The following is a 21,373-nucleotide window of genomic DNA, read 5'->3' as shown; positions in this document are numbered from 1 at the left end:
ATAGGGTGTCGTTGTGACCACCAATGGCAACGGCATCCTGTCCGCGCTCTTCGCCGCCGTCGCGGCGATCGCGAAGGCTCTCACGAGCTCGTCCTCCCGTGCGGCGGCACCGCGGGAGAACAACGCCGATCGCGGGGGAGCGCGACCCTCGGCCGGGACCGCGACGCTCGAGCCGGCACCGGGCCATGGCGGCGATACCTCGACCATCGAGCTGGATCCCCACTCGGTGCGCGCGCTGCGGGTCGCGTATGCACCGCAGCGCGACGGAGCACCGGACGCGGGCGAGATCGTATGGACCTGGGTGCCCTACGCCGAGCGGGACGGCCGGGGCAAGGACCGGCCCGTGCTCGTGATCGCCGCGCAGTCGGCCGACCGGGTGTACGCGGTCAAGCTGACCAGCAAGTCGCACGACGGGGATCGCGACTTCCTCTCGCTCGGATCCGGTCCCTGGGACGGCCAGGGCCGGGAGAGCTGGGTCGACGTCGACCAGCTCTACAGCGTGCACGTCTCGGGCGTCCGGCGTGAGGCGGCCGCTCTGGACCGCGGCCGCTTCGAGCGCGTGGCGAGCGTGCTGGAGCGCCGGTTCGGATGGACCGCGACCGCCTGAGGGCGGGCCGAGCGTGGCTCGGTGCCGAGCGCACGGCTTAGTGACGCAAAGGTCCTGTGCGTTCGGCAGGATCCCGTGCACCCGGCAGGATCCCGTGCACCCGGCGACATCTCGTGCACTCGCTGCGACACATGCCGTCGTCCCCGCCCTGACCCGCGAGCGCACGACTTGCTGTCGCGTGCACGGCCTGTTGACGCGCAGAACCCGTGCACCCGGCAGGATCCCGTGCACCCGGGCCCGGGCGACGATCCGAACCTCGTCGTGATCGTCGCCGGGGCGACGGCTCCCCGGTCTGGCGCATGGACGCCTTCCGGGTTCGCCTGTCCTCGGAGTTTCAGCCGCGGCGCTGCGCCGGGGCCCGGAGCAGCTGCGGGAGCGCCAGCAGCACCATGTCGGCGAGCGCATCCAGGGGATGCGTGAGCGGGTCCGTCGCGGGGATGCCGAGCTCCTGCTCGATCTCGGCGATGGCACTGCTGAGCTGCACGTCGGTGAGGTGCTCGTGGTTGACGGTGATCCCGATCACGCGCGTGTCCGCGAAGGCCTCGATCAGCGCGACCTCGCTCGCGACGGTGGGCATGGCGACCATGGGGAAGTCGCCGAGCACGCGCCGACCCGGGGCGTGCTGAACGATGACGGCCTCCGGTCGGCTGCCTCGGAGGATGTGCGCGGATGTCAGATAGGCGGGGTGGCTGAGCGCGCCCTGGCCTTCGACGATGATGACGTCCGGATCCTCGCCTTCGAAGGCGGCGACGATCTGGTCCTCGACCTCGCCGGAGCAGAACTGCGGGACGAGCGCATCGAGGGCGACGCCGTAGCGCCCGCCCTGGATGATCGTGGTCTGCCCGGTCCCGACCAGCACGGCGTGGACGCCCCGCGCCAGGAGCGCCTGGACCAGAAGAGTCGCGGTGGTCCGCTTGCCGATCGCGCCGTCAGTGCCGAGGATCGCTATCCGGGGACAGGTGACGTCGAAGATGCGACCGGAGAACAGATGGAGGTCCTTCGTGTCCCGGGGGCGTCGGATGTCGGTGATGGTCACATCCGCGAGCAGAGCGGCGGCCGCGAACTCCGCGTCATCGCTCAGGAACTCGTGCAGCCCGTTGATGATGTGCATGCCGCGCGCGATCCCGTCCAGCAGGACGAGTCGCTGCGCGGGGGAGAGCAGGCCGTCCGCGGGGGCGACGCCGCAGATGAGGTAGTCGGGGGTGCGATCGGCGTGCGCGATGGCTTCGGCGAGGGTCGCCAGTATCGGGATCCCATTGGCGCGGCCGTCCAGCACCACGCCGGCGTCTGCGCCGGCGTGCGCGCTGTCCAGGATGCTGAGGATCTCGTACTTCTCGGAATGGCGCACGAGACCGTTCGCGGTCTTGCCGTCCTGTTCGCCGAACTGCTCCTCGCAGTAGACGATCGCGGTGGTGCCGACAGGAAGCGACGCAGGCGCTCCCCAGCCCGTGGATGCGGGGTCGGCGAAAGGCAGGGTCGGACGCGCGTTCAAGGGATTCTCCTCATATCGGACAGAGGAGGCGACGGAGAACGAAGAGGCGAGAAACGGCCGGTCGGTTGACGAGAAGTCTTCCCTGATACCGGCAAGACGCCGACATCGCGACGATATCAGGGGAGCCTGGGAGAACCGCTCCCTCGGCGCCGGTCCGCACGGCGCGTGGCGCGTGGATCACCGCGCGTAAGCTGAGGGCGTGGCGAAGAGCATCCTCATCACGTCCATCGAAGGCCACTCCGGCAAGTCGCTGATCGCGCTGGGCGTGATCGACGCACTGAGCAGGGCGACGGCCCGGGTGGGTGTGTTCCGTCCCGTCACGCGTACGACCGATGGCACCGACGACGTGCTGGAGATGCTGCTGAGCCGCACCGAGGTCGGACTCGGCGCGGCCGAGTGCGTCGGCGTCGGCTACGACGAGCTCCACGCCGATCCCGATGCGGCCCTCGGACGGATCCTGCAGCGCTATCGGGCGGTCGAGGCGCAGTGCGACGCCGTCGTGATCCTGGGGAGCGACTATACGGATGTGGCGGCTCCTGCGGAGCTCGGGGTCAACGCGCGGATCGCGGCGAATCTCGGGGCCCCTGTGCTGCTCGTGCTCGGTGGCCGGGACACCGCCGGCCACGGCGAGCGCCTCGGCGTCACCGAGGCGCGCACTTCCGCGCAGCTGGGCCAGCTCACCCGACTCGGCATGGCAGAGCTGGTGCAGGAGCGGGCCATGCTGTCCGCGATCATTGTCAACCGCGCCGATGCCGCGCAGCGGGACCAGATCACCGCGGCGGTCTCCGCGGTGCTGGCGGAGCGGCCGGCAGGCGCCGCCGACGACGTGCCCGTATGGGTGATCCCGGAGGACCGATCGCTCGTCGCCCCCTCCGTGAGCGGCGTGCGCGCCGCGCTGGAGGGACGGATGATCCGCGGCGACGAGGAACTCCTCGATCGCGAGGTGCTCGATGTCGTGATCGCGGGCATGTCGATGGTGAACGTGCTGCCTCGGCTGATCGAGTCGTCCGTGGTCGTCGTGCCGGCGGATCGGGAAGAGGTGCTGCTGGCCACGCTGCTGGCGCAGGCGGCGGGAACCTTCCCCTCGATCGCCGCGATCGTGCTGAACGGCCCGTTCGCCCTACCGGAGCCGATCGAACGACTCCTCGACGGACTGGGGCCGCGGGTGCCGATCATCGCGACCGATCACGGCACCTACGACACGACCGTGCGCATCATGAACGCCCCGGGTCGCCTCTCCGTGGACGCCCCGCACCGGGTGGGCCGGGCCCTCGCGCTGTTCGAACAGAACGTCGACGTGCCGGCGCTCATCGCGCAGCTGGGCGTCGCGCGCTCCGACGTCGTGACGCCGCTGATGTTCCAGTACGAGCTGTTCGACCGCGCGCGCGCCGAGCGCCGCACGATCGTGCTGCCCGAGGGCGGCGACGACCGCGTGCTCCGCGCGGCGGGGGCCGTCCTCGCGGGCGGGATCGCCGACCTCGTGATCCTCGGCGAGGAGGCCGCGGTGCGGGCCCGAGCCCGCGAGCTCGGGGTCGATCTGGACGCGGCGCGCATCGTGTCTCCGACGGATCCCGTCCTCGTGCCGCGGTTCGCGGAGGAGTACGCGCGACTGCGGGCGCACAAGGGCGTCACCGTCGCGCAGGCGGCCGACACCGTGACCGACGTCTCGTACTTCGGCACGCTCATGGTGCACCTCGGCCTCGCGGATGGCATGGTGTCCGGTGCGGCCCACACCACCGCGCACACGATCCGTCCGGCGTTCGAGATCATCAAGACGAAGCCCGGGGTCTCCGTGGTGTCCTCGGTCTTCCTGATGGCGCTCGCGGATCGCGTCCTCGTCTACGGCGACTGCGCGGTGATCCCGGATCCCACGAGCGAGCAGCTCGCCGACATCGCGATCTCCTCCGCTGCGACGGCGACCGCGTTCGGCATCGATCCCCGTGTGGCGATGCTCTCGTATTCGACGGGGGACTCCGGATCCGGAGCCGAGGTCGAGAAGGTGCGGGCGGCGACCGAGCTGGTGCGCGAGCGCGCGCCGGAGTTGCCGGTGGAGGGGCCGATCCAGTACGACGCCGCCGCCGATGCGGCGGTCGCCCGGGCGAAGCTTCCCGGCTCTTCGGTGGCGGGGCGGGCGACCGTGTTCGTGTTCCCCGATCTGAACACCGGCAACAACACGTACAAGGCCGTGCAGCGCTCCGCCGGCGCGGTCGCCATGGGGCCGGTGCTGCAGGGGCTCAACAAGCCGATCAACGATCTCTCCCGCGGCGCGCTCGTCGAGGACATCGTCAATACGATCGCGATCACCGCGATCCAGGCCCAGCAGGGGAGCGCCTCGTGAGCATCGTCCTGGTCATCAACAGCGGATCGTCCTCGTTCAAGTACCAGCTCATCGATGTCGACGGCGGCGCCTCCCTCGCCTCGGGACTCGTCGAGCGCATCGGGCAGCCCGAAGGACGCGCGGTGCACGTCGACGCCGCGGGGGACGAGACCGAGCGGACGCTGCCGATCCCCGATCACACGGCCGGCTTCCAGGCGATGCTGGACGCGTTCGCTGCGCACGGGCCGTCGCTCGAGGAGTTCCCGCCCGCCGCGCTCGGACACAGGGTGGTGCACGGCGGTGCGCGCTTCTTCGAGCCGACGCTGATCACGCCGCTCGTCGAGATCAACATCGACGAGCTGTCGGCGCTCGCGCCGCTGCACAATCCCGGAGCGCTCCAGGGCATCCGTGCCGCGCAGGCCGCCTTCCCTGATGTGCCCCACGTCGCGGTGTTCGACACCGCGTTCCACCAGACCCTCGCCCCTGCGGCGTACACCTACGCGATCGACCGTGAGCTGGCCGAGGCGCATCGGATCCGCCGGTACGGCTTCCACGGCACCTCGCACAAGTACGTGTCGGAGGCGGCTGCCGCGTTCGTGGGCGGTGAGCGCGAGGATCTGCGGCAGATCGTCTTCCACCTCGGCAACGGCGCCTCTGTGGCCGCGGTGCGCGGCGGGCGTTCGGTGGAGACGTCGATGGGCATGACGCCTCTGGAAGGTCTCGTGATGGGCACACGCTCGGGTGACATCGACCCCGCGGTGCTGTTCACGCTGGCACGCCGGGCCGACATGACGATCCATGATCTCGACGAGCTGCTGAACACCCGCAGCGGACTCAAGGGGCTCGCGGGCGTCTCGGACATGCGCGACGTCCTCACCCGTGCCGCCGACGGGGATGAGGCCGCCGCGCTCGCCTTCGACGTGTACATCCACCGCCTGCGCGCGTACGCCGGCGCCTACCTCGCGCAGCTCGGCGGCGTCGACGTGATCTCGTTCACCGCCGGGGTGGGGGAGAACAACGCCCTCGTGCGGCGCGAGGCGATGGCGACGCTGGGATTCGCGGGCGTCGAGATCGACCCTGCGCGGAACGAGGCGTCGGGAGCGGGCATCCGCGTGATCTCGACGGCTGCGTCCCGGGTGACGGTGCTGGTGGTGCCGACGAACGAGGAACTCGAGATCGCCCGGCAGACGGTGCAGATCCTGGCCTGAACCGCGACGACTCGGGCGTCAGGCGAACAGCGCGTCGAGCTCGCCCAGGCTCACCCGAGGGCCAGAGGCCGCGTCCTTCCGGCTCGGCTCGGCGATCCGCGCATCGAGCACCGTCATGCACGAGAGCGCCTCGCTCGTCAGGAACCGGCTGGGCTTGGCCTGCACGTGACGGGCGGTGAAGGCGGTCGGATGCGTGGGGAGCGTCGCCGGGGCGTAGACGCTCAAGGTGTCGCGCGCGCGAGTGAGCCCGACGTAGAACAGGCGTCGCTCCTCCTCCAGGCCGGAGTGGGAGGTGAGGGCCATGTCGGACGGCATCGCGCCGTCCGTGGCTCGGAGAAGGTGGACGTGCGACCACTCCAGGCCCTTGGCCGAGTGGATCGTGGACAGCGTCACCCAGTCCTCGTCCAGGTGCGGCTGCGCGGCCCAGTCCCCGGCCCGCGTCACCGGATCGATCGCCTGCTCGCCCACGAAGGTGCGCAGGTCGCTCTGGCGTCCTGCGGCCTCGGCGATCTCCTGGACGTCGGAGGCCCTGCGCTGCCAATCGGGGTAGTGCTGCTCCAGCAGTCCCGAGATGGCGTCATGGCAGGCCTCGACCAGTTCGGACACCGGAGACTCGGCGTCGACGACGCCGAGCAGGGAGAGCGTGGTCGCGAGCCCGACGCGAGCGGTCGGGGGCGCCGCGGCGATCGCCTCGGATCCTCCGGCGATGCCCCGATCCGCCAGGATGCCGGCGAGTCGCCGCGCGCTGACCTTCCCGAGGCCGCGGTGCCGCGTGAGCAGCCGATACCACGCGATCTCGTCGGCCGGATTGAGCACGACCCGGAACGCGGCCAGGAGGTCTCGCACATGTGCGGTCTCGAGGTAGCCGATGCCGCCGAACTTGACGAAGGGGATGTCTCGGACCTTGAGCTCCACCTCGAGCATCGCACTGTGCGAGCCGGTGCGCATCAGCACGGCCTGTTCCCGCAGCGGCACGCCGTCGGCATGTACCGCGAGGATCCGGTCGGCGATCGTGCGGGCCTCCTCGTCGGCGTTCTCGCACCGCACGAGCTCGGGCCGGGGAGCGGATCCCGCCCGGTCCGCGACGAGCCGGATCGGGAAGTCCTCCGGGCGTGCGGCGTTCGCAAGATCGAGGATCGGCTGGGTGGAGCGGAAGTTCCGCTCCAGGCGGATGAGCTCGGCATCGGGATGGCCGTCGAGGACCTCCTGCAGCTGCCCGGCGCCGGCGCCGCGGAAGCCGTAGATCGCCTGTGCATCGTCGCCCACGACGGTCAGCCCGCGACCGTGGGGAGTCAGCTCCCGCACGATGTCCGCCTGCACACGGTTCACGTCCTGATACTCGTCGACGAGCACCCAGTCCCACCGTGCGCGCAGTCTCGCCCCCACATGGGGATCGCGCACGAGCGCGCGCCAGGCGACAAGGAGGTCGTCCAGGTCGAGGAGCCCGCGCGCCCGCTTGCGCTGTGCATAGGCGCGGAGGAGCCCCATGATCTCGTCGGCATGTCCGAGCGCCCACGGGAACTGATCCGAGATCACCTCACGACCGGGCTTCTCCAGGCTCACGGCACGGGAGGCGATGTCGGCCATCGCCCTGCTCGTGGGCATCCGCCTATCGGTGCCGTCCAGGCCGTGCTCACTGCGCAGGAGATCGAGGAGGTCGACGACGTCGTCGGGTGAGAGCACCGTGATGTCGGCCAGCCCCAGATGCTGCGCGTACTCGGCGACGACGCGGTGCGCCACGGCGTGGAACGTCCCTCCGGCGATGCGCTGGGTGAGCGCGGTGTCGCCGACCATCGCCGCCGCGCGCGCCGTCATCGCGGCGGCCGCGCGCCGGGTGAACGTGAGGAGCAGTATGCGCTCGGGCGGCACGCCCGTGTCGATCAGCCGTGCGACCCTGCTGGTGAGCACGCGGGTCTTCCCCGTCCCGGCGCCGGTGGCGACGACGAGCGGCCCCTCGCCGTGCTCGACGGCGCGCCGCTGCATCTCGTCCAGCTCTTCGATCGCGTCTGCGCTGCTCACGGATGAGACGGTATCCGCGCCCTCCGACATCGACGCTCCTCGGGGAGCACGATGCGCGATGCGCCACGCCCGGCCGACGAGCGCTGTCCGTGGGCTGCCCGCCGATCGGGTATGCTCTTTACCTGTGCCTTTGGCACGGAAAACCCCTAGGGGCGATTGGCGCAGTTGGTAGCGCGCTTCCTTCACACGGAAGAGGTCGTCGGTTCGAGTCCGGCATCGCCCACCACGGAAAGCCCCTGGTCGAGACCAGCGGCTTTCGTCGTTCTCGGCGGTCACGCCCCCCGCTGCTGTAACCTGTGGGTTGCAGGAGGGTCATTGCGCCGACTCTCCGGAGCACCGCAGGAGGTATATCCATGGGGAGCGCGGACCGCACGCCGCCCGCCGTCGCCGACGAGGGGGTGTTCTCCGTCACGCGGAGCATCACCATCGCTGCACCCACGGCGAAGGTCTGGCGCGCGATCACCGACCCGGAGCATCTTTCTCTCTGGTTCGGTCGCACCGTGCTCGATGGCGCGGGTGTGGGAACGATGACCTTCGACGATCACGGCGCCGTCCCGATCCGGATCGAGTCGATCGATGCGCCGCGCTCGGTGACCTATCGCTGGAGCAACGACAACGCCCTCGGCCGGATGCCGGACGAGATCGACGAGGGGAACTCGACCGTGTTCACCTTCACGCTGGAGCCCGAGGGGGAGGGGACGCGGCTCACTGTCGTCGAGTCCGGTTTCGAGCGGACATCGGATCCGCTCGCGAACCTCGAGAGCCACCGCGAAGGCTGGAACATCGAACTCGACAAGCTCGTCGCGCTGCTCGGGGCCCACGAATGACCCCGTCGCTCGTCTCGGTCTTCGCCGCGCTCGGGGATGAGACGCGGTGGAGCATCCTCGCCGCGCTCGGGGACGGGGAGGCTTCGGCGTCGGCCCTCGCCGCGCGGTTCCCCGTGTCGCGGCAGGCCATCGCGAAGCATCTGAGCGTGCTCGCCGAGGTCGGCCTGGTCGAACCTGTCCGCGTGGGACGCGAGGTGCGCTACCGGGTCGTCGGTGCAGAGCTCAACGCCACGGCGCGGCGACTCGACGAGATCGGCCGTCAGTGGGAGAGCCGGCTCGCGGCGATCAAGGAGATCGCCGAGAAGCTGTAGCCCTTCGCACCATTACTGCAATCAGAAGGTTGCAGAAATGCTTCCGGATGTGCAATTCTGACGTTGCACAACAACACGGGACAGGAGGCGGCATCATGCTGCTCGAGAACAAGGTCGCAGTGATCCACGGCGGTGGCGGGTCGATCGGTGCCGCGGCGGCGAGAGTCTTCGCGCGAGAGGGCGCGCGGCTGTTCCTGGCCGGCCGGTCGCTCCCTCGCCTCGAGGCGGCGGCATCCGCAGCCAGGGCTGAGGGAGGAGACGTATCCGTCGCCGTCGTCGACGCCATGGATCAGGCTGCCGTCGACCGGCACGCCGACGATGTCGTCGCGGAGGTCGGGCGCATCGATGTCGCGCTCAACGCGGTCGGCTTCGACCATGTGCAGGGGCTGTCGATCGGTGACACCTCGCTCGATGACTATCTGCACCCTGTCGTGGGGTACCTGCAGACGAACTTCGTGACCGCGAAGGCGATGGCACGGCACATGATCGCGCAGCGCGGCGGCGTCATCCTGACCATCTCGACGCCGGGAGCCCGGCTGACCGGGCGTGGACTGATCGGCAACGCGGCGCAGTCGGCAGGGCTCGAGGGGTTCTCCCGGGCACTCGCCGGTGAGCTCGGGCCCGACGGAGTGCGCGTGGTGTGCGTGCGTCCGCATGCGATCTCCGACGCGATGGAGACGTCCTACACGCGGGAGATGTTCGGCCGTATCGCCGCTGCCGGCGATGTCCCGATGGATGAATGGGTCGGGGGGCTCGCCGGGTCGACCCTGCTCGGCAGCCTCCCGGTGCTCGGCGAGGTGGCGGAGTACCTCGCGTTCGCCGCGTCCGACCGCGCCGCGTCGATGACGGGGGCGATCGCGAACCTGTCGGCGGGCGCGCTCGTGGACTGAGTCGCAGCGGGGGAGCACGTTCCGATGGTGCACACGATTCCCGTGCCCTCTCCGGAATCCCGCTGGACACGCCCGAGAACGGGTCTCGGTTTGGCGAAGGCCCGAACCTCGGCTAATGTATTTCAAGTGCCCGGGACACCGGGGAAACACAAAACGCGGATGTAGCGCAGTTGGTAGCGCACAACCTTGCCAAGGTTGGGGTCGCGAGTTCGAGTCTCGTCATCCGCTCCAGTGCAGGAGCCCCTTCGGGGGCTTCGGCATGTGGGTTCGAATCCACATGGTGGCGTGGCCGAGAGGCTAGGCACCGGCCTGCAAAGCCGTTTACACGGGTTCGAATCCCGTCGCCACCTCGCTTCTTTTAAACTGAATAGCCTGAACAGGCGCGATTGGCGCAGCGGTAGCGCGCTTCCCTGACACGGAAGAGGTCACTGGTTCGATCCCAGTATCGCGCACAGAGGAAAAGCCCCGATCACGGGGCTTTTCTCGTATCCGGGGAAGTGGCCTGCACCGTATACGCACCGCATCGCCTCCCAGGGAGACGACGAAGCCCCCGCCACGATGAACGTGACAGGGGCTCAGCCGATACGAAGGACAGCGCCAGTCTATGCGGCGCCGCGAGCCATGATCATCCCTTGGCGCCGAGTTCCGCGAACCGGTCTTCGACCTCGATGGCGGCCTTGTAGGCGTCGGCGCCGTGGATCGCGATGGCGCCCGCCTCCACGTTCACAGTCGTACCGGCCGCAGCGGTGCCGCTCCGCGGGTCCGCGGGTGGCGCAGCCGGGCGGAACGGGTTGGCGGTCGTCGCGGCCGAGTCCACGTTGACGGTGTTCCGGAGCGGTTTCAGGACGTCGCTCACTTCGTTGTCCACGGTCATCCGCGCGGCGATGGGCTTCACCATGTTCAGCAGCGAGTCCGAGACGGTCGCCGCCATCTTGTCCACGCCCTTCACGTAGCCCGCCATCGTGTCTTGGCCGAAGCCCGCGAACAGGCGGCTGGGGCTGTGGATGCCGAGGAAGGACAGGAAGTTGCCGACGGCATCCTGCGCGATCTGGAGCAGCGCCGCGCCGACGTCGCCCGCGGCGGACATGAGGCCCTGCACGAGCCCGCCGATGAGATCGACGCCCGCGGAGACCAACTGCGGGACCATCGAGACGATGGCGGAGACCAACTGCGGCGCCATCGAGATCAGGGCGTTGAGGATCGCGGGGAGCGCCTGGGGGATGGACTGCACCAGCGAGATGAACAGTTGGATGCCCGCGTTGATCAGCGTGGGGATCATGCCGATCAGGGCGGAGACCAACTGCGGCAGGATCGCCACCACGGCGGAGATGATCTGCGGCAGCGCCTCGGCAAGCGCGGTCACCAGCGAGATGAACAGGTCGATGCCCGTGGTGATGAGCGTCGGGATCATGCCGAGCAGCGTCGAGACGAGGTCGGGGAGCAGGTTCACCACGGCGGTGATGATCTGGGGGATCGCGGTGACGATCGCTTGCACGAGCGAGAGGAACAACTGGAGCCCCGTCGTGATCAGCGTCGGGATCATCGAGACCAGCGAGGTGACCAACTGGGGGAGCATGGTCACGAGTTGCGTGATGATCAGCGGGATCGCCGTGACGAGAGCCGTCACCAGGCCGGTGAACAACTGGATCCCTGCCTGCACGACCACGGGGATCAGGCCGATGATGGCCGTGATCAACTGCGGGATGATCGTGAGCACGGCCTGGATGAGCATCGGGATGGCCGAGATGATCCCTTGGAGGACCATCGGCATCATCGTGGTGATCCCGGTCACCAGCCCGGTGATCATCTGGATCCCGGCCTGCGCGAGCATCGGGATGGCCGAGGTGAGCGCGCTGACGAGCACGGGGATGGCGCCGGTGACCGCGGCGACGATCTGGGGGATCATCGTCGTGAACGCCTGGACGACCATCGGCAGCACCGAGAGGATCCCGTTCACCAGGCCGGTGACCATGCCGACGCCCGCCTGAATCACCGCAGGCAGTGCGCCCGCGAGCGCGCCGATGATTGCGGGGATGGCGGATCCGATGGCGCCGACGAGCAGCGGCACCGCGGAGGTGAGCGCGCCGACGACGTTGGGGATCAGCGTGGCGAACGCCGACACGATGCCGGGGAGGATCGACACCAGCGCGGTGATGACGCCGGGCAGGGCGCCGGTGAGTGTCGTGATGATGGCGGTGACCAGCGCGGTGACGCCGCTCACCAGGATCGGGATGTTGCCGACGAGGTTGGAGACCATCGCCGGGATCAGCGTGGCGACCGCGGAGACGACGCCGTTGACCAGGCCGGAGATCATGCCCGGGAGCGTGTTCACCAGCGCGGTGAATCCGGCGGTCAGCGTCTCCGGCTTCACCGCGGCGAGCGTCACGCCGAGAGCAGCGAACGCGATCCCGAGCGGGCCGAGGGCGGCGCTGAGCGCGGTGATCGGCGAGAGTAGCGGTTGCAGGATGGGGCCGATCACCGCCATCTTGGACAGCGCTCCGGCGGCCATCACGCCGAGCACGGCGAGGAGCGGTGCGAGCGGTGCCAGCGCGGCGCCGAACGCCTGCACGCCGGAGAGCGAGCCTGTGAGGTTGATCGAGTTCAGCGCCCGCCCGAACGCCGCGAACGCCGGGGCGACCTTCTGCCCGATGGCCTCGCCGATGGGAGTAGCCACCTTGGTGAGTTCATCGAACAGGTGGATGACGGACGGCAGCACGCTTTTCAGTGCCTCGAAGATCGGCTTTTCGAGGGCGGCGCCCATGCGCCCCATCGCCGCGCCGATGTTGGAGAGCATGCCCTGGAACGTCTGGCCCATTGCGAGGGCGGCGGGGCCCAGGGCGCCCTCTAGCGTCGTCTGGAAGGTCTGGAAGTCGATCTGTCCCGACGAGACCATCTTGGAGACGTCCTCGGTGGTCACGCCGAGTTGCTTGCTGAGCATCGAGAGGATCGGCACGCCGCGCTCGCCCAACTGCGCGACGACTTCGCCGGAGAGTTTGCCGGTGGCGGCCACCTTGCCGAAGATCTGGGTCATCTCGCTCATCGAGACGCCCGCGACGGATGCCGTGGAACCGAGGATCGAGAGGGACCGTTGCATGTCGCCCAGGGGGATCCCCGCGGCGGCGAATTGTGCCGCCGCCGATGCCGCTTCGCCGAGCCCGAACGATGTGCCTTTCACGGCCGCCGTGGCGGCGTTCATGATCGCCTTGACGTCCGCCGCAGAGTTGCCGAGGCCGATCAACTTCGCCTGTGCCTGATCGATGGCGTCGAGGCGGCTGAATCCCTTGGCCAGGGACGCGCCGAGGATCCCGGCGACGGCGCTACCGGCGACGACGGCGGACGCGGCAAGGCCCTTGCCGAGCGCAGCGCCGAGTGCGGCGCCGACGCCATCCATGCCGCCGGTGGCGGACTTCTTGACCTTGTCGGGGACTTCCGATGCATCCGCGTCTACCTCAATGGTGACGACGCCGACGACGTTTCCTGCCATGCGGGGGCTCTCTTTCAGAGATCAGCCCCGGCCCTTTCACCAGCAGGTCACTTCGTATGGTCCCGATCTTAACGGGGCGCCTCCAGAGGAAGCGGTACTGTCTTCTACCCAGCCTCGGCGCTGAATGAAACACCCAGATGAGGCACGATTTCACTTGCGGCAGCCAAGCCCGCGCGCCGCACATGCACCGCATCGGGCGGCGAAACTCTCGCTATTCGTCGGGCGACGGCTCCAGGCTCCGCCTCGCTTCGAGGGCGATTTGCGAGGGCTCCCAAGGGCCGCGAATGATCTCGTGCGACTTCCGCGAGGTGTACTCGACTACGACGCGGGCTCTGCGGATGTTCTGGAGGTCTTTCCACCCGTCCATCGACACGATGTAGTCCCACCCTCTGCTCTGGTATCGCTCCAGCGTGAACGGGAATCCTGGGGCCGGTCGCAGGCTCGGATCCTTCCGCGCCTCGAACAGGGAATCCGTGCCTGCCACGCTGCCCGCCACCAGGCGGAGTTCGATGCCGTTACCGCGGTCGATTTCCCAATACGCCTTGGTGATCTGCGTGGCGTGGTCGCCGACGTTCGTGATGTCGATGCTGAATCCCGCTGTGGTGCTGTGCTGCGAAGGCGCCACGATGCTCATCCACTGGGTGCCGCTCACTCTCGGAACCGGCTTCGCCCATCGAAGCCGGTTGTACGCGGTCCATCCGGCGGTTGCGAGCGACACGACGAGTGCGATGAGAGAGATCCAGTCGGAGAACTTCACGGGCCCCATCCTGGCCGATACGCGGTCAGGATGGGGCTTCCGGCTCACGAGCCGCGCGGGGGCTAGCCGCGGGTCGGACTACTGCGGCAGATACGGGAAGTCGCTTCGGTAGTGATTCGAGTCCACGCCGCTCGCGTCTCGGACCACAACGACTTTCAGGTCGGTGGTGTCCATCCCGCCGCCGAGGTTGAAGACGTGGCGAGCGACTTCGACGCGACCGGGCTTCGTCAGCGGCTCCTGCACGAGCACGCGGATCGTGCCGGACGAGATGTCCTCGACGCCCGTCACCGCGACAAGGGGGCTGTCCGGCGGGACAGTGCCGTCAGAGAAGTTGGCCAGGACCTTCGCCCACACGCTCGCCGCGAACGCGGGCGCCTGCGGCGTCGGGGTGGGCTCCGGCTTCGTCTCGGTCACGGCGGGCGCCGGAACGCTTGCCGTGGGGGCGGGCGCCTCGGTCGCCGGTGCGGATGTCGCGGCGGTCTGCGGCGTGGCCGCGCCCTTGGGGTTCACCGCGTTGTAGATCCCTCCGATGACGAGCAGGGCCGCTACGCCCGCGACCCAACCCCACCATGGGACACGTCGATACCAGGGCTTGCCCGGAGCGGGCGTCTCGGTGCTGTTGGTCATGGCAGTTCCTCTCAGGTGATTCATAGGGTGACCGCGAGCCTATCGGGGCTCACCAGCCGCTCGTGACCATGAGCTTCCGCATCCGGTCGAGGTCGGTCCACGCGAACGGCTCAGCGCTCGGCGCGCGACCGGTTGTCACCCATGCGGTGAGCCCGTCATCGAACCGCGGCGGCTCCGGTTGCTTGCGGCGCAGCGCGTGGGTCGGGTCCACGGCTTCGAGGTACGCCGCATCGAGGGCGTAGTGCCCGGCCTCCCGCCGTGCCTCTGAGCAGGTGGGGCACAGGTGCCCGCTCGCGTCGCTACGGCCTCGGACGACGCTCGCTTTCAGGCTGGCCGCGGTCCACGGCTCATCCACGCGCCGCGCGAACACGGCGGCGACGCCGCAGAGCATGCATCCGCCGGTCGGGCACGGGATCATCCGGGGCGGCTGCCGGTGAGCGAGGTATTGCCCGTACGCCTTCCGGAGGTCGCGCAGCGGCACGAGCCGCACGTGCTGCCACGGCTTCGCCGCTGCCTGCTTCATGTCCGCGTCGGCGGCGATGATCGGCGAGAACCGCGCGGACCAGCGCGCACCGATGCCGAGGGGCGCCAGGATGCGGATGAGATCGCCCAGCGCCTCGGTCGTCATCTCGCGGGGTGTTTCGACGCCGAGCACGGCGAGCGCGTCGAGAGCCCCAGCGAGCCGGTGCACGGCGATGGACCGGGAGCCGATGGCGCGCAGCGCTGCCGGGTGCGCGTCGATCAGAGCTCCGGCAAGGTCGTGTCGCTCGCGGCAGGCGTCGCACGTGCCGAAGTCGGCGGTTCCGCCCGCGGGTTCCTCGCGCGTCATGCCGTCCGCGTACGTGACGATGCGCCCGGTCACGTTGTGCTTGGACGTCACGCCCGAGGTCGTCGGCGTGCCGCAGTAGCCGCACGCGATGTGCTCGGCGGGGAGGTCCGCGCAGCCGATGGGGTGCATCATCGCGAACGTGGTGGAGGCGAGCCGTCCGCTTCGCACCACGGCGGGCACGCGGTGCGCGGTCTGCTCTCGCGCTGCCTGCTCGCGCTCGCGCTCAGCGCGCTGGCCGAGTGCTCGCAGGGCGGGCATGATCGCGGCGGGGTCCGCGTTGCGGATCCGGTTGGCGCCATCGTCGGCGGGTGGCATGTCGGGTTCGGGGTCCGGCAGCGCGGCGAGGGCGCGGGCGTTCATGTGGCTCTCGGATTCGCCGCGGTACATCGGCAGGGGCATGGTCGGTCTCCTATCGGGGGTTAGGGCTCAGGCGGTGGCGAGTGCGCGGCGTGCGAGCGTGGCGCGGGCGCCGCAGACACCCTGCCCCGCGCAGTACGAGCCCGCCTCTGTGCCGCAGCGCGGGCAGGCGTAGCCAAGCGCCGTCGGCATGAGCCGGGAGCGTACGAGCGCGGCCTGCACGACGGCGGGGTCGGGGTGTTCGATGGTGTCGCGCTTGTCCTGGCGGACGGCGTCCATCAGCCGTCGTTGCACTCGGTCGCGGGCGGTGCCGTTCACGCCGTGAGCGGTGTGGATCTTCGTCGGACTGTTACTGGTGCGCTTGCCGGTCATGTCATTCCTTCGGGGTTGGGGGTTGGGGTCGGGATCAGGGTCAGGACCAGTCGAACGATTCGACGGAGTCGGGGACTGCCGCGAGCACGTCGGATCGTGCGGCGGCGATGAGGCGTTCGTGAACCGGGGTTAGCCGTGCGCGGCGGGCCGCGTCGGCGTGTTCAGCCCGTGCCGCAGCGGCTCGCCGTTCGAGCAGCACGCCCGGCAGGGACCGCATGGCGGCGCGTGCGCGGTCGGCGTTGGCGCGGGCATGGTCGGCGGCGTCTCGGGTCCGCCGGGCGTCGATGGCGAGCCGGGCGCGGGTCTCGGCCTCGGCCATGGTCGGGATGGGGCGGGGAGCACGACGGCGGCTCATGCGGCGCCCTGTGCCTGCGCGACGGCGAGCGCCATCAGGTTCAGGACCGCCTGCCCGGCCTGCTCCGGCGGCCATCCCAGGTCGATGAACTGTTGCCGGAGCCCTGTCATCGCCTCGGCAGCGATAGCGGTCTGCTCCATCGCGACCAGCAGGTCGGCATGCGGGTTCGTGGTCATCGGGCGTTCCTTCCGGAGGTGGATACGGTGCGGAAGCGGTGCACGGGAGTGTCGTGGTGGCTTCCACGGGCGTCGTGGTCAGTGATCATTGGGATCTCCGCCCGCGTCGGTTCCTGGTGTTGCATCAGTAACGCCGAGCACGGCGGCCTCTCCGTGCTCCAGTAGGTGCGCCTGCGCGACCTTTTCGGCGTAGTCGTACAGCCAGCCCGCCTCTTCATCGCCGAGCCGGTCGATCAGCCAGTCCTCAGCCGCCGGATCCTCGAAGTACCACGCGACGAGGGCGATGACGCGGGGGAGCGATCCGGGCTCCGAGCGGACCAGTGGGGCGATGGCCCGCAGCAGCGGATCCTCCCCGTAGTAGCCCGGTCGCCGGAGCGCCGCCGGGAGCCGGTTCCGCTCGGCGAGCGCGTCGCGGAACAGCGTGGGGGACGTGTACTCGGGCGGCCCGTCGTAGCGCGGCGCCACGCTGACGCCGAGATCGTGGGCGGCCCGGTGAAGGCGCCTCACAGCCCGATCTCCTTCTGCTCATCGGGGCTCAGGACGGCGGTCCCAGCCGAACGCAGGTTCATGACGATGCGGGCGATGCTGTCCGGCGAGAGCCCGAGCGCGTTGCGGCCCTTCTCCGCGCGACGTTCCTCGGCGTGCAGCAGCGTGAGCAGCGATGCCCGGTAGGTGCCACGACGGTTCTTCAGCCCGACAGAGTCGAGGTCGGCGCGGATCAGTTGACAGCGGGCCTCAGCGTGAGCCCATGACCGACGCGCCCACCGGAACTTGTCGAGGCTCAGCAGCGGGAATGCGTCCATCGCTTCCGCTTCGATCTCCTCGGCCACCTCCGCGACCTTGCTCGCCGAGTAGGCGCCATGCGTCACCGCAGCCGTGTTGCCCGGCTTGAACGGCTCGCGCACACGCGCGCGCGCATCGTTCCCGTGGGTTTCGGAGCCTGAGGCCGCAGCACGAGCCGGCTCGGGCGTTTCGGTGGTTTGCGCGGCGGTCATGCGGGCGTCTCCAGGGCCGCGTAGTGGTCGAACAGTCGGCGGATGGTGGTGGTGGTCAGATGGGGGACCAGGGCCGCGTACGCCCCGAACGTGAGGCCGTCGAGGAACGCGACGAGGTCGGGGAAGTCGAGTGTCTGGATGGCGGCGGCGACGTCGGGTGCCTGAGCGTTCATGCGGTTCCTCCTGTAGCGGTTGCGGGCTCGGATTCGGGAGCATTCGGCGCATCCGGTGCCGGAGGTGCCGTGTGTGGCGCGGTCGTGTCCGTTCGGGCAGGTGGCGATGGTGCCGCCGAGGTCCATGCGGAGGTGGCAGCGGCGGCAGCGGGGTTCGTACTGGTCGGCGTTCATCCCCCAGGTACGGGGCGCGCCGTCCACGTCGCCGATGACGAACGGGGCGGATCCGTTGTATGCCCAGTCGCGCGCCGGGCGGTCGCATCCTGGCGTGGCGCACGGGTGGGCGGATGCACGACCGCGCTCGCGGCGCAGGCGGTCGTGGACTGCCCCGTATGCGGTGCTGAGGGTTCGGGGGGCCATGGTCGGTTTCCTTTCGGGGATGCGGAGAAATGCGATCTGCGGGCCTGGGATCTTCGTGGACCTCCCGGGATGCCCGGATGAGGTTCTAGGTGGCCCTGGTGCCCGTTCTGTGCGAATCCGCGGCGATGCGACCGTGCCTCGCGCGTACGAGCGAGCGAGCGTCAGCGAGCGAGCGGGCATGATGCACCGGGATCTCCATCGGGTCGAGGCGGCTGGGAGTTCGGCAGGGCTCATCGACGGCAACCGGAGCCCGAAGGGCGGAGGGCGGCAGCGGCGATGTGGGAGCGGCAGCGTCGTGGTCGATTCGGTGTGTCAGGACGCCGCTCGCGTCCGGCGTGGATCCGGCTCCGGCTGGGTCGTGAGATGCCTCGGAGAGGCGCCCGCTGAGCGTGAGCGAGGTGGTCGCCTCTACGTGGCGCGATTTCCGCGGCACGGCTCCGGAGTAGGGATCGCGGGGCATCGGGAGGGTTCCGCGGTTGCTCATCGCGTCACCTCGGGTTCCCTACTCCCGAGCCGTGGCGCGATTTCCGCGGCACGTGCGATTGTCAGCGTCGGCTCACAGTCGGGCAGGTCGCAGAGTTCGAGCAAGCCCAGCCCGTCCGGTGCCGTGATGCCGGTCAGCCGCGGGCAGTACAGCAGCACGTGACGGCGGACCGCGCGCGGGCCGGATCGTGCCTCCATCCGCACCAGCACGGGGGGCTCATCGCCCATGCCGCTCCAGCGCCGCACGCTCCGTTCGAGAGCGTCGAGCGAGACTCCGGCAGCGTTGGCGATGTCGCGGAACGGGTGCCAGCAGAATCCGGCTTCGCCGAGGCGCGACATCACGGCATCGAGCACTCGCATGTCGCGGTGCCCGTACTGCATCCCGCGGTCGCGCATCACGGCGAGCAGGAAGGCGTCGATCTCTTCGCGCGTCGGGATCATGCCGTGATCACCTCGCCGGGATCGCCGTTCGCGTAGCGCTCGATCTCGGCGAGTGCAGCGATGAGCCGGGCCGCCTGGAGCGCACGCGCAGCGGTTCGCGAGGGGAGCATGCGCACCGTGGACTCGATGAGGTCGGCGGGTACGTCGATGAGCGCCAGCGTGAGCACGTCGCCGTCGGCAGCATCGAGATCGCGGAGCACCGTGAACAGGTGGTGATCGGTCGGGCCGTCGATGGGGCGGACCGTGCCACGCGCAGCGAGAGCAGCAGTCACTGCATCGATGGCCTCCCGGGTGGAGATCAACACGGCTCAGCCCTTCGCGGGGATGCGCACGGGGCGCATCATGGCGTCGAGGTCGGAGACGCGGATGCGGTAGCCGCCGCGGGGTCCGATGCGCGAAGCGGGGAGTTCGCCGCGGGAGATCATGCGCCGGAGCGTGAGCACGCTCACATCGTGACGGGCAGCGGCGGATGGGATCGAGAGCCAGACGGGCTCATCGGGTGTGGTGCTGGCGGATGCCATGGAGGGGCCTCGAATCGTCGGGATGTTGACAATTCGCCCGGCCCTTGACACCAGCAGCGCTTAATTCGTGATGCTTATTGTGCACCAATGACTATCGATGATCAAGTGCGCGCACAGCTACGGCGTGTCCCTATCTGCACAATGCAAATACGTTGTGCGACGATATTCCCTGTGAACAGGGAGTTCTTTCCGAGCCGAAACAGCCGTGAGATTTCCGTGATCTGTCGTGCCGCAGACCGGCTGAATGCTCTCCTCGCGTCCGCAGGGAACGCTGAACGCCCGCCAGCAGGAATTGCTAACGGGCGTTCGGAGGATGTCAGGCGATAGACGACATCTTTTCCAGCAGGGCATCCTCGCGGCCCGTGCCGTGCGTGTACCGGAGCGCGATACCGGGGGAAGCCTGCCCCAGGCGCTCCATGACTTCGACCGGCGTGGCCCCGGCAGCCGAGTATGCCGATGCCGCGTAGTGCCGGAGCCCGTGCCAGGGGAGATCCTTCCGGCCCGCCTTCTCGCGTGCGCGCATCCAGACGCGCGCCAGGGACGACTGCCGCATGTGCTCAGTCGGATCGCCCGCCGAGGGGAACAACAGGGCATCGGGCGACGCGATCACCTGGTTGGCGAGGTGCGCGATCACGGTGGCGTACAGCCCGGAGACGTTCGGCAGTTTCACGTCGCGGATGCCCGCGGCGGTCTTCGGCTTGCCGACGATGGCGCCCTTGCCGGTCACGTGCGTCACGGCCCGCGACACGTGCAGGGTGATCAGCACGACGTGGTCATGCTTCCGAGTGATCCGGACATCCTTACGGCGGAGTTCCGTCAACTCGCCGTAGCGGAGCCCGCTCCACGCAGCGAGCAGCGCCATCGCCTTGTACCGCTCGGGGAGGTTGGCGACGATGATGGCGAGTTCGTCGGCGGTCGGGGGCTTCACGGACTTCTTGGACGTGGCGGATCCCGCGCCCTTGATCTGGCAGGGATTCCGGGCGATCAACTCCCGATCCACGGCATCCTGCATGATCGACCGCAGCAGCGAATAGGCGCGGCTAGTCTGCGTCACGCGCCCAGTATCGAGTTGTCCTGAACGCCAGTCCATGATGGCGGCCTTGGAGATCGCCGGGATGGCCATGTCGGCGAACGCCGCCAGGGGGCCGGAGATCAGGCGCCGGTACTCGGCCTCGGTCGTGGCCTTCAACCGCTCCGCGTGCACATTGTGCCGCTTGGTCAGCCAGTCCTCGGCGAACACGCTGAACAGCACGTCGCGCCGCTCGCGCTCGGCCTTCTCCTCGGTCGGTGACTTCCACGTCCCGGCAGCGATGCGGGTGCGGACCCCGGCGAGGAACTCCCGGGCAGCCGTGAGCCCGTTCTTGTCGAAGGTGGTAGATGCGTAGTGGCGGACTCCGTCAGGGCCGATGTAGGACGCCTGGAGCCGCCCCGAGCGCATCCTCTTGATCTGCCCGAACGCCTCGCGGGTCTTGCGCTTCTTCGTAGTCGTGGCGGTGGTCATAACGGCGTCTCCTCTGTGCCTTGCGGTGCGCACCGTATCTGCACCGTATCGCTTGATCACAAATGATCATTCCTGATACCTACAGCGTACCGCGAGCGGCGTAATCACGGGGGAGAGTCACCTATATCCGCGCGCGTGCGCGCGAGAAGGCGCTACTGGTTCGATCCCAGTATCGCGCACAGAAAAACCCCCGGTCATCCGGGGGTTTTTGCGTTGGTCGATTGGCTGCGACCGGGGTCTCGGCAGTTCGCGCCGCGGAAGCCGTGGTGAC

General features: G+C 69.2%; 22 protein-coding genes and 4 tRNA genes. 10 read left to right on the top strand and 16 right to left on the bottom strand.

The features are described from left to right. Positions 1-13 precede the first annotated feature (13 nt). Complete coding sequence (locus ACFC1J_RS03145; protein WP_375902362.1) at positions 14-607, top strand: type II toxin-antitoxin system PemK/MazF family toxin; 594 nt, start codon at positions 14-16, stop codon at positions 605-607. A gap of 334 nt (positions 608-941) precedes the next feature. Here ACFC1J_RS03145 and ACFC1J_RS03140 read toward each other — a convergent pair whose 3' ends face one another. Next, on the bottom strand, positions 942-2,099 hold the full coding sequence (locus ACFC1J_RS03140; protein WP_375902361.1) for a DUF1611 domain-containing protein: 1,158 nt from the start codon (positions 2,097-2,099) through the stop codon (positions 942-944). Between the two features lie 199 nt (positions 2,100-2,298). Here ACFC1J_RS03140 and pta point away from each other — a divergent pair, with 199 nt between their 5' ends. Beyond that, a complete protein-coding gene (pta, locus tag ACFC1J_RS03135; RefSeq protein WP_375902359.1) occupies positions 2,299-4,437 on the top strand; it encodes a phosphate acetyltransferase in 2,139 nt (712 codons plus the stop codon). Next, positions 4,434-5,624, top strand: a complete 1,191-nt coding sequence (locus ACFC1J_RS03130) for an acetate/propionate family kinase (protein WP_375902358.1) — start codon at positions 4,434-4,436, stop codon at positions 5,622-5,624. The genes pta and ACFC1J_RS03130 overlap by 4 nt, the downstream gene beginning before the upstream one ends. A gap of 18 nt (positions 5,625-5,642) precedes the next feature. Here ACFC1J_RS03130 and ACFC1J_RS03125 read toward each other — a convergent pair whose 3' ends face one another. Continuing rightward, complete coding sequence (locus ACFC1J_RS03125; RefSeq protein WP_375902356.1) at positions 5,643-7,643, bottom strand: ATP-dependent helicase; 2,001 nt, start codon at positions 7,641-7,643, stop codon at positions 5,643-5,645. A 150-nt stretch (positions 7,644-7,793) separates the two neighbouring features. Here ACFC1J_RS03125 and ACFC1J_RS03120 point away from each other — a divergent pair. From ACFC1J_RS03120 to ACFC1J_RS03090, 7 genes are all read left to right on the top strand, one after another. Beyond that, positions 7,794-7,869: transfer RNA gene (locus tag ACFC1J_RS03120), tRNA-Val, on the top strand. A gap of 127 nt (positions 7,870-7,996) precedes the next feature. Beyond that, positions 7,997-8,470, top strand: a complete 474-nt coding sequence (locus ACFC1J_RS03115; protein ID WP_375902355.1) for an SRPBCC domain-containing protein — start codon at positions 7,997-7,999, stop codon at positions 8,468-8,470. After that, on the top strand, positions 8,467-8,781 hold the full coding sequence (locus ACFC1J_RS03110; protein WP_375902353.1) for an ArsR/SmtB family transcription factor: 315 nt from the start codon (positions 8,467-8,469) through the stop codon (positions 8,779-8,781). The genes ACFC1J_RS03115 and ACFC1J_RS03110 overlap by 4 nt, the downstream gene beginning before the upstream one ends. A gap of 95 nt (positions 8,782-8,876) precedes the next feature. Continuing rightward, positions 8,877-9,671, top strand: coding sequence for an SDR family NAD(P)-dependent oxidoreductase (locus ACFC1J_RS03105; protein ID WP_375902351.1), 795 nt, complete (start codon positions 8,877-8,879; stop codon positions 9,669-9,671). Positions 9,672-9,826: 155 nt separating this feature from the next. Continuing rightward, positions 9,827-9,902, top strand: a tRNA-Gly gene (locus tag ACFC1J_RS03100). 48 nt (positions 9,903-9,950) lie between these two features. Next, positions 9,951-10,021: transfer RNA gene (locus tag ACFC1J_RS03095), tRNA-Cys, on the top strand. Positions 10,022-10,051: 30 nt separating this feature from the next. Next, positions 10,052-10,123 (top strand) — tRNA-Val (locus tag ACFC1J_RS03090). Positions 10,124-10,296: 173 nt separating this feature from the next. On the opposite strand, the gene ACFC1J_RS03085 is transcribed toward ACFC1J_RS03090, so the two are convergent. The 14 genes from ACFC1J_RS03085 to xerC form a co-directional block, all read right to left on the bottom strand. Further along, the gene (locus ACFC1J_RS03085; RefSeq protein WP_375902349.1) at positions 10,297-13,155 is read right to left on the bottom strand and encodes a tape measure protein; all 2,859 of its coding nucleotides are present in this window, start codon (positions 13,153-13,155) and stop codon (positions 10,297-10,299) included. A 211-nt stretch (positions 13,156-13,366) separates the two neighbouring features. Further along, positions 13,367-13,912: a hypothetical protein gene (locus ACFC1J_RS03080; protein ID WP_375902347.1), complete on the bottom strand. Its 546-nt coding sequence runs from the start codon at positions 13,910-13,912 to the stop codon at positions 13,367-13,369. Positions 13,913-13,990: 78 nt separating this feature from the next. Then, on the bottom strand, positions 13,991-14,539 hold the full coding sequence (locus ACFC1J_RS03075; RefSeq protein WP_375902345.1) for a hypothetical protein: 549 nt from the start codon (positions 14,537-14,539) through the stop codon (positions 13,991-13,993). A gap of 49 nt (positions 14,540-14,588) precedes the next feature. Next, positions 14,589-15,767, bottom strand: coding sequence for a hypothetical protein (locus ACFC1J_RS03070; protein ID WP_375902344.1), 1,179 nt, complete (start codon positions 15,765-15,767; stop codon positions 14,589-14,591). Between the two features lie 27 nt (positions 15,768-15,794). Then, a complete protein-coding gene (locus tag ACFC1J_RS03065; RefSeq protein ID WP_375902342.1) occupies positions 15,795-16,097 on the bottom strand; it encodes a hypothetical protein in 303 nt (100 codons plus the stop codon). A 40-nt stretch (positions 16,098-16,137) separates the two neighbouring features. Further along, positions 16,138-16,452: a hypothetical protein gene (locus ACFC1J_RS03060; RefSeq protein ID WP_375902340.1), complete on the bottom strand. Its 315-nt coding sequence runs from the start codon at positions 16,450-16,452 to the stop codon at positions 16,138-16,140. Further along, positions 16,449-16,628: a hypothetical protein gene (locus tag ACFC1J_RS03055; protein ID WP_375902338.1), complete on the bottom strand. Its 180-nt coding sequence runs from the start codon at positions 16,626-16,628 to the stop codon at positions 16,449-16,451. Before ACFC1J_RS03055 ends, ACFC1J_RS03060 begins: the two co-directional genes overlap by 4 nt. A 78-nt stretch (positions 16,629-16,706) precedes the next feature. Further along, entirely contained in the window at positions 16,707-17,135 is a 429-nt protein-coding gene (locus tag ACFC1J_RS03050; RefSeq protein ID WP_375902336.1) for a hypothetical protein, read from the bottom strand. Continuing rightward, positions 17,132-17,623, bottom strand: a complete 492-nt coding sequence (locus ACFC1J_RS03045; RefSeq protein ID WP_375902334.1) for a hypothetical protein — start codon at positions 17,621-17,623, stop codon at positions 17,132-17,134. The genes ACFC1J_RS03050 and ACFC1J_RS03045 overlap by 4 nt, the downstream gene beginning before the upstream one ends. Then, complete coding sequence (locus ACFC1J_RS03040) at positions 17,620-18,156, bottom strand: hypothetical protein (RefSeq protein WP_375902332.1); 537 nt, start codon at positions 18,154-18,156, stop codon at positions 17,620-17,622. The genes ACFC1J_RS03045 and ACFC1J_RS03040 overlap by 4 nt, the downstream gene beginning before the upstream one ends. 480 nt (positions 18,157-18,636) lie before the next feature. Continuing rightward, positions 18,637-19,080, bottom strand: coding sequence for a hypothetical protein (locus tag ACFC1J_RS03035; protein ID WP_375902330.1), 444 nt, complete (start codon positions 19,078-19,080; stop codon positions 18,637-18,639). Then, a complete protein-coding gene (locus tag ACFC1J_RS03030) occupies positions 19,077-19,385 on the bottom strand; it encodes a hypothetical protein (protein ID WP_375902328.1) in 309 nt (102 codons plus the stop codon). The genes ACFC1J_RS03035 and ACFC1J_RS03030 overlap by 4 nt, the downstream gene beginning before the upstream one ends. A gap of 3 nt (positions 19,386-19,388) precedes the next feature. Further along, complete coding sequence (locus tag ACFC1J_RS03025) at positions 19,389-19,601, bottom strand: helix-turn-helix domain-containing protein (protein WP_292718759.1); 213 nt, start codon at positions 19,599-19,601, stop codon at positions 19,389-19,391. A gap of 316 nt (positions 19,602-19,917) precedes the next feature. Beyond that, positions 19,918-21,102 carry a tyrosine recombinase XerC gene (xerC, locus tag ACFC1J_RS03020; RefSeq protein ID WP_375902326.1) on the bottom strand — a complete coding sequence of 395 codons (1,185 nt, stop codon included), beginning with the start codon at positions 21,100-21,102 and terminating at the stop codon, positions 19,918-19,920. Positions 21,103-21,373: the final 271 nt, after the last annotated feature.

The sequence above is a fragment of the Microbacterium sp. NPDC056052 genome (assembly GCF_042266785.1).
Lineage (GTDB): Bacteria > Actinomycetota > Actinomycetes > Actinomycetales > Microbacteriaceae > Microbacterium.
Note: the sequence above shows the minus strand (reverse complement) of the source record. Positions and strands in the feature narration are given on the sequence as shown.

What these genes read in the sequence shown, in the direction of transcription:
- ACFC1J_RS03115 (WP_375902355.1), top strand. Translation starts at nt 7,997, where the DNA reads ATGGGGAGCGCGGACCGCACGCCGCCCGCCGTCGCCGACGAGGGGGTG.
- ACFC1J_RS03110 (WP_375902353.1), top strand. Translation starts at nt 8,467, where the DNA reads ATGACCCCGTCGCTCGTCTCGGTCTTCGCCGCGCTCGGGGATGAGACG.
- ACFC1J_RS03105 (WP_375902351.1), top strand. Translation starts at nt 8,877, where the DNA reads ATGCTGCTCGAGAACAAGGTCGCAGTGATCCACGGCGGTGGCGGGTCG.
- ACFC1J_RS03085 (WP_375902349.1), bottom strand. Translation starts at nt 13,155, where the DNA reads ATGGCAGGAAACGTCGTCGGCGTCGTCACCATTGAGGTAGACGCGGAT.
- ACFC1J_RS03075 (WP_375902345.1), bottom strand. Translation starts at nt 14,539, where the DNA reads ATGACCAACAGCACCGAGACGCCCGCTCCGGGCAAGCCCTGGTATCGA.
- ACFC1J_RS03070 (WP_375902344.1), bottom strand. Translation starts at nt 15,767, where the DNA reads ATGCCCCTGCCGATGTACCGCGGCGAATCCGAGAGCCACATGAACGCC.
- ACFC1J_RS03065 (WP_375902342.1), bottom strand. Translation starts at nt 16,097, where the DNA reads ATGACCGGCAAGCGCACCAGTAACAGTCCGACGAAGATCCACACCGCT.
- ACFC1J_RS03060 (WP_375902340.1), bottom strand. Translation starts at nt 16,452, where the DNA reads ATGAGCCGCCGTCGTGCTCCCCGCCCCATCCCGACCATGGCCGAGGCC.
- ACFC1J_RS03055 (WP_375902338.1), bottom strand. Translation starts at nt 16,628, where the DNA reads ATGACCACGAACCCGCATGCCGACCTGCTGGTCGCGATGGAGCAGACC.
- ACFC1J_RS03045 (WP_375902334.1), bottom strand. Translation starts at nt 17,623, where the DNA reads ATGACCGCCGCGCAAACCACCGAAACGCCCGAGCCGGCTCGTGCTGCG.
- ACFC1J_RS03040 (WP_375902332.1), bottom strand. Translation starts at nt 18,156, where the DNA reads ATGGCCCCCCGAACCCTCAGCACCGCATACGGGGCAGTCCACGACCGC.
- ACFC1J_RS03035 (WP_375902330.1), bottom strand. Translation starts at nt 19,080, where the DNA reads ATGATCCCGACGCGCGAAGAGATCGACGCCTTCCTGCTCGCCGTGATG.
- ACFC1J_RS03025 (WP_292718759.1), bottom strand. Translation starts at nt 19,601, where the DNA reads ATGGCATCCGCCAGCACCACACCCGATGAGCCCGTCTGGCTCTCGATC.
- xerC (WP_375902326.1), bottom strand. Translation starts at nt 21,102, where the DNA reads ATGACCACCGCCACGACTACGAAGAAGCGCAAGACCCGCGAGGCGTTC.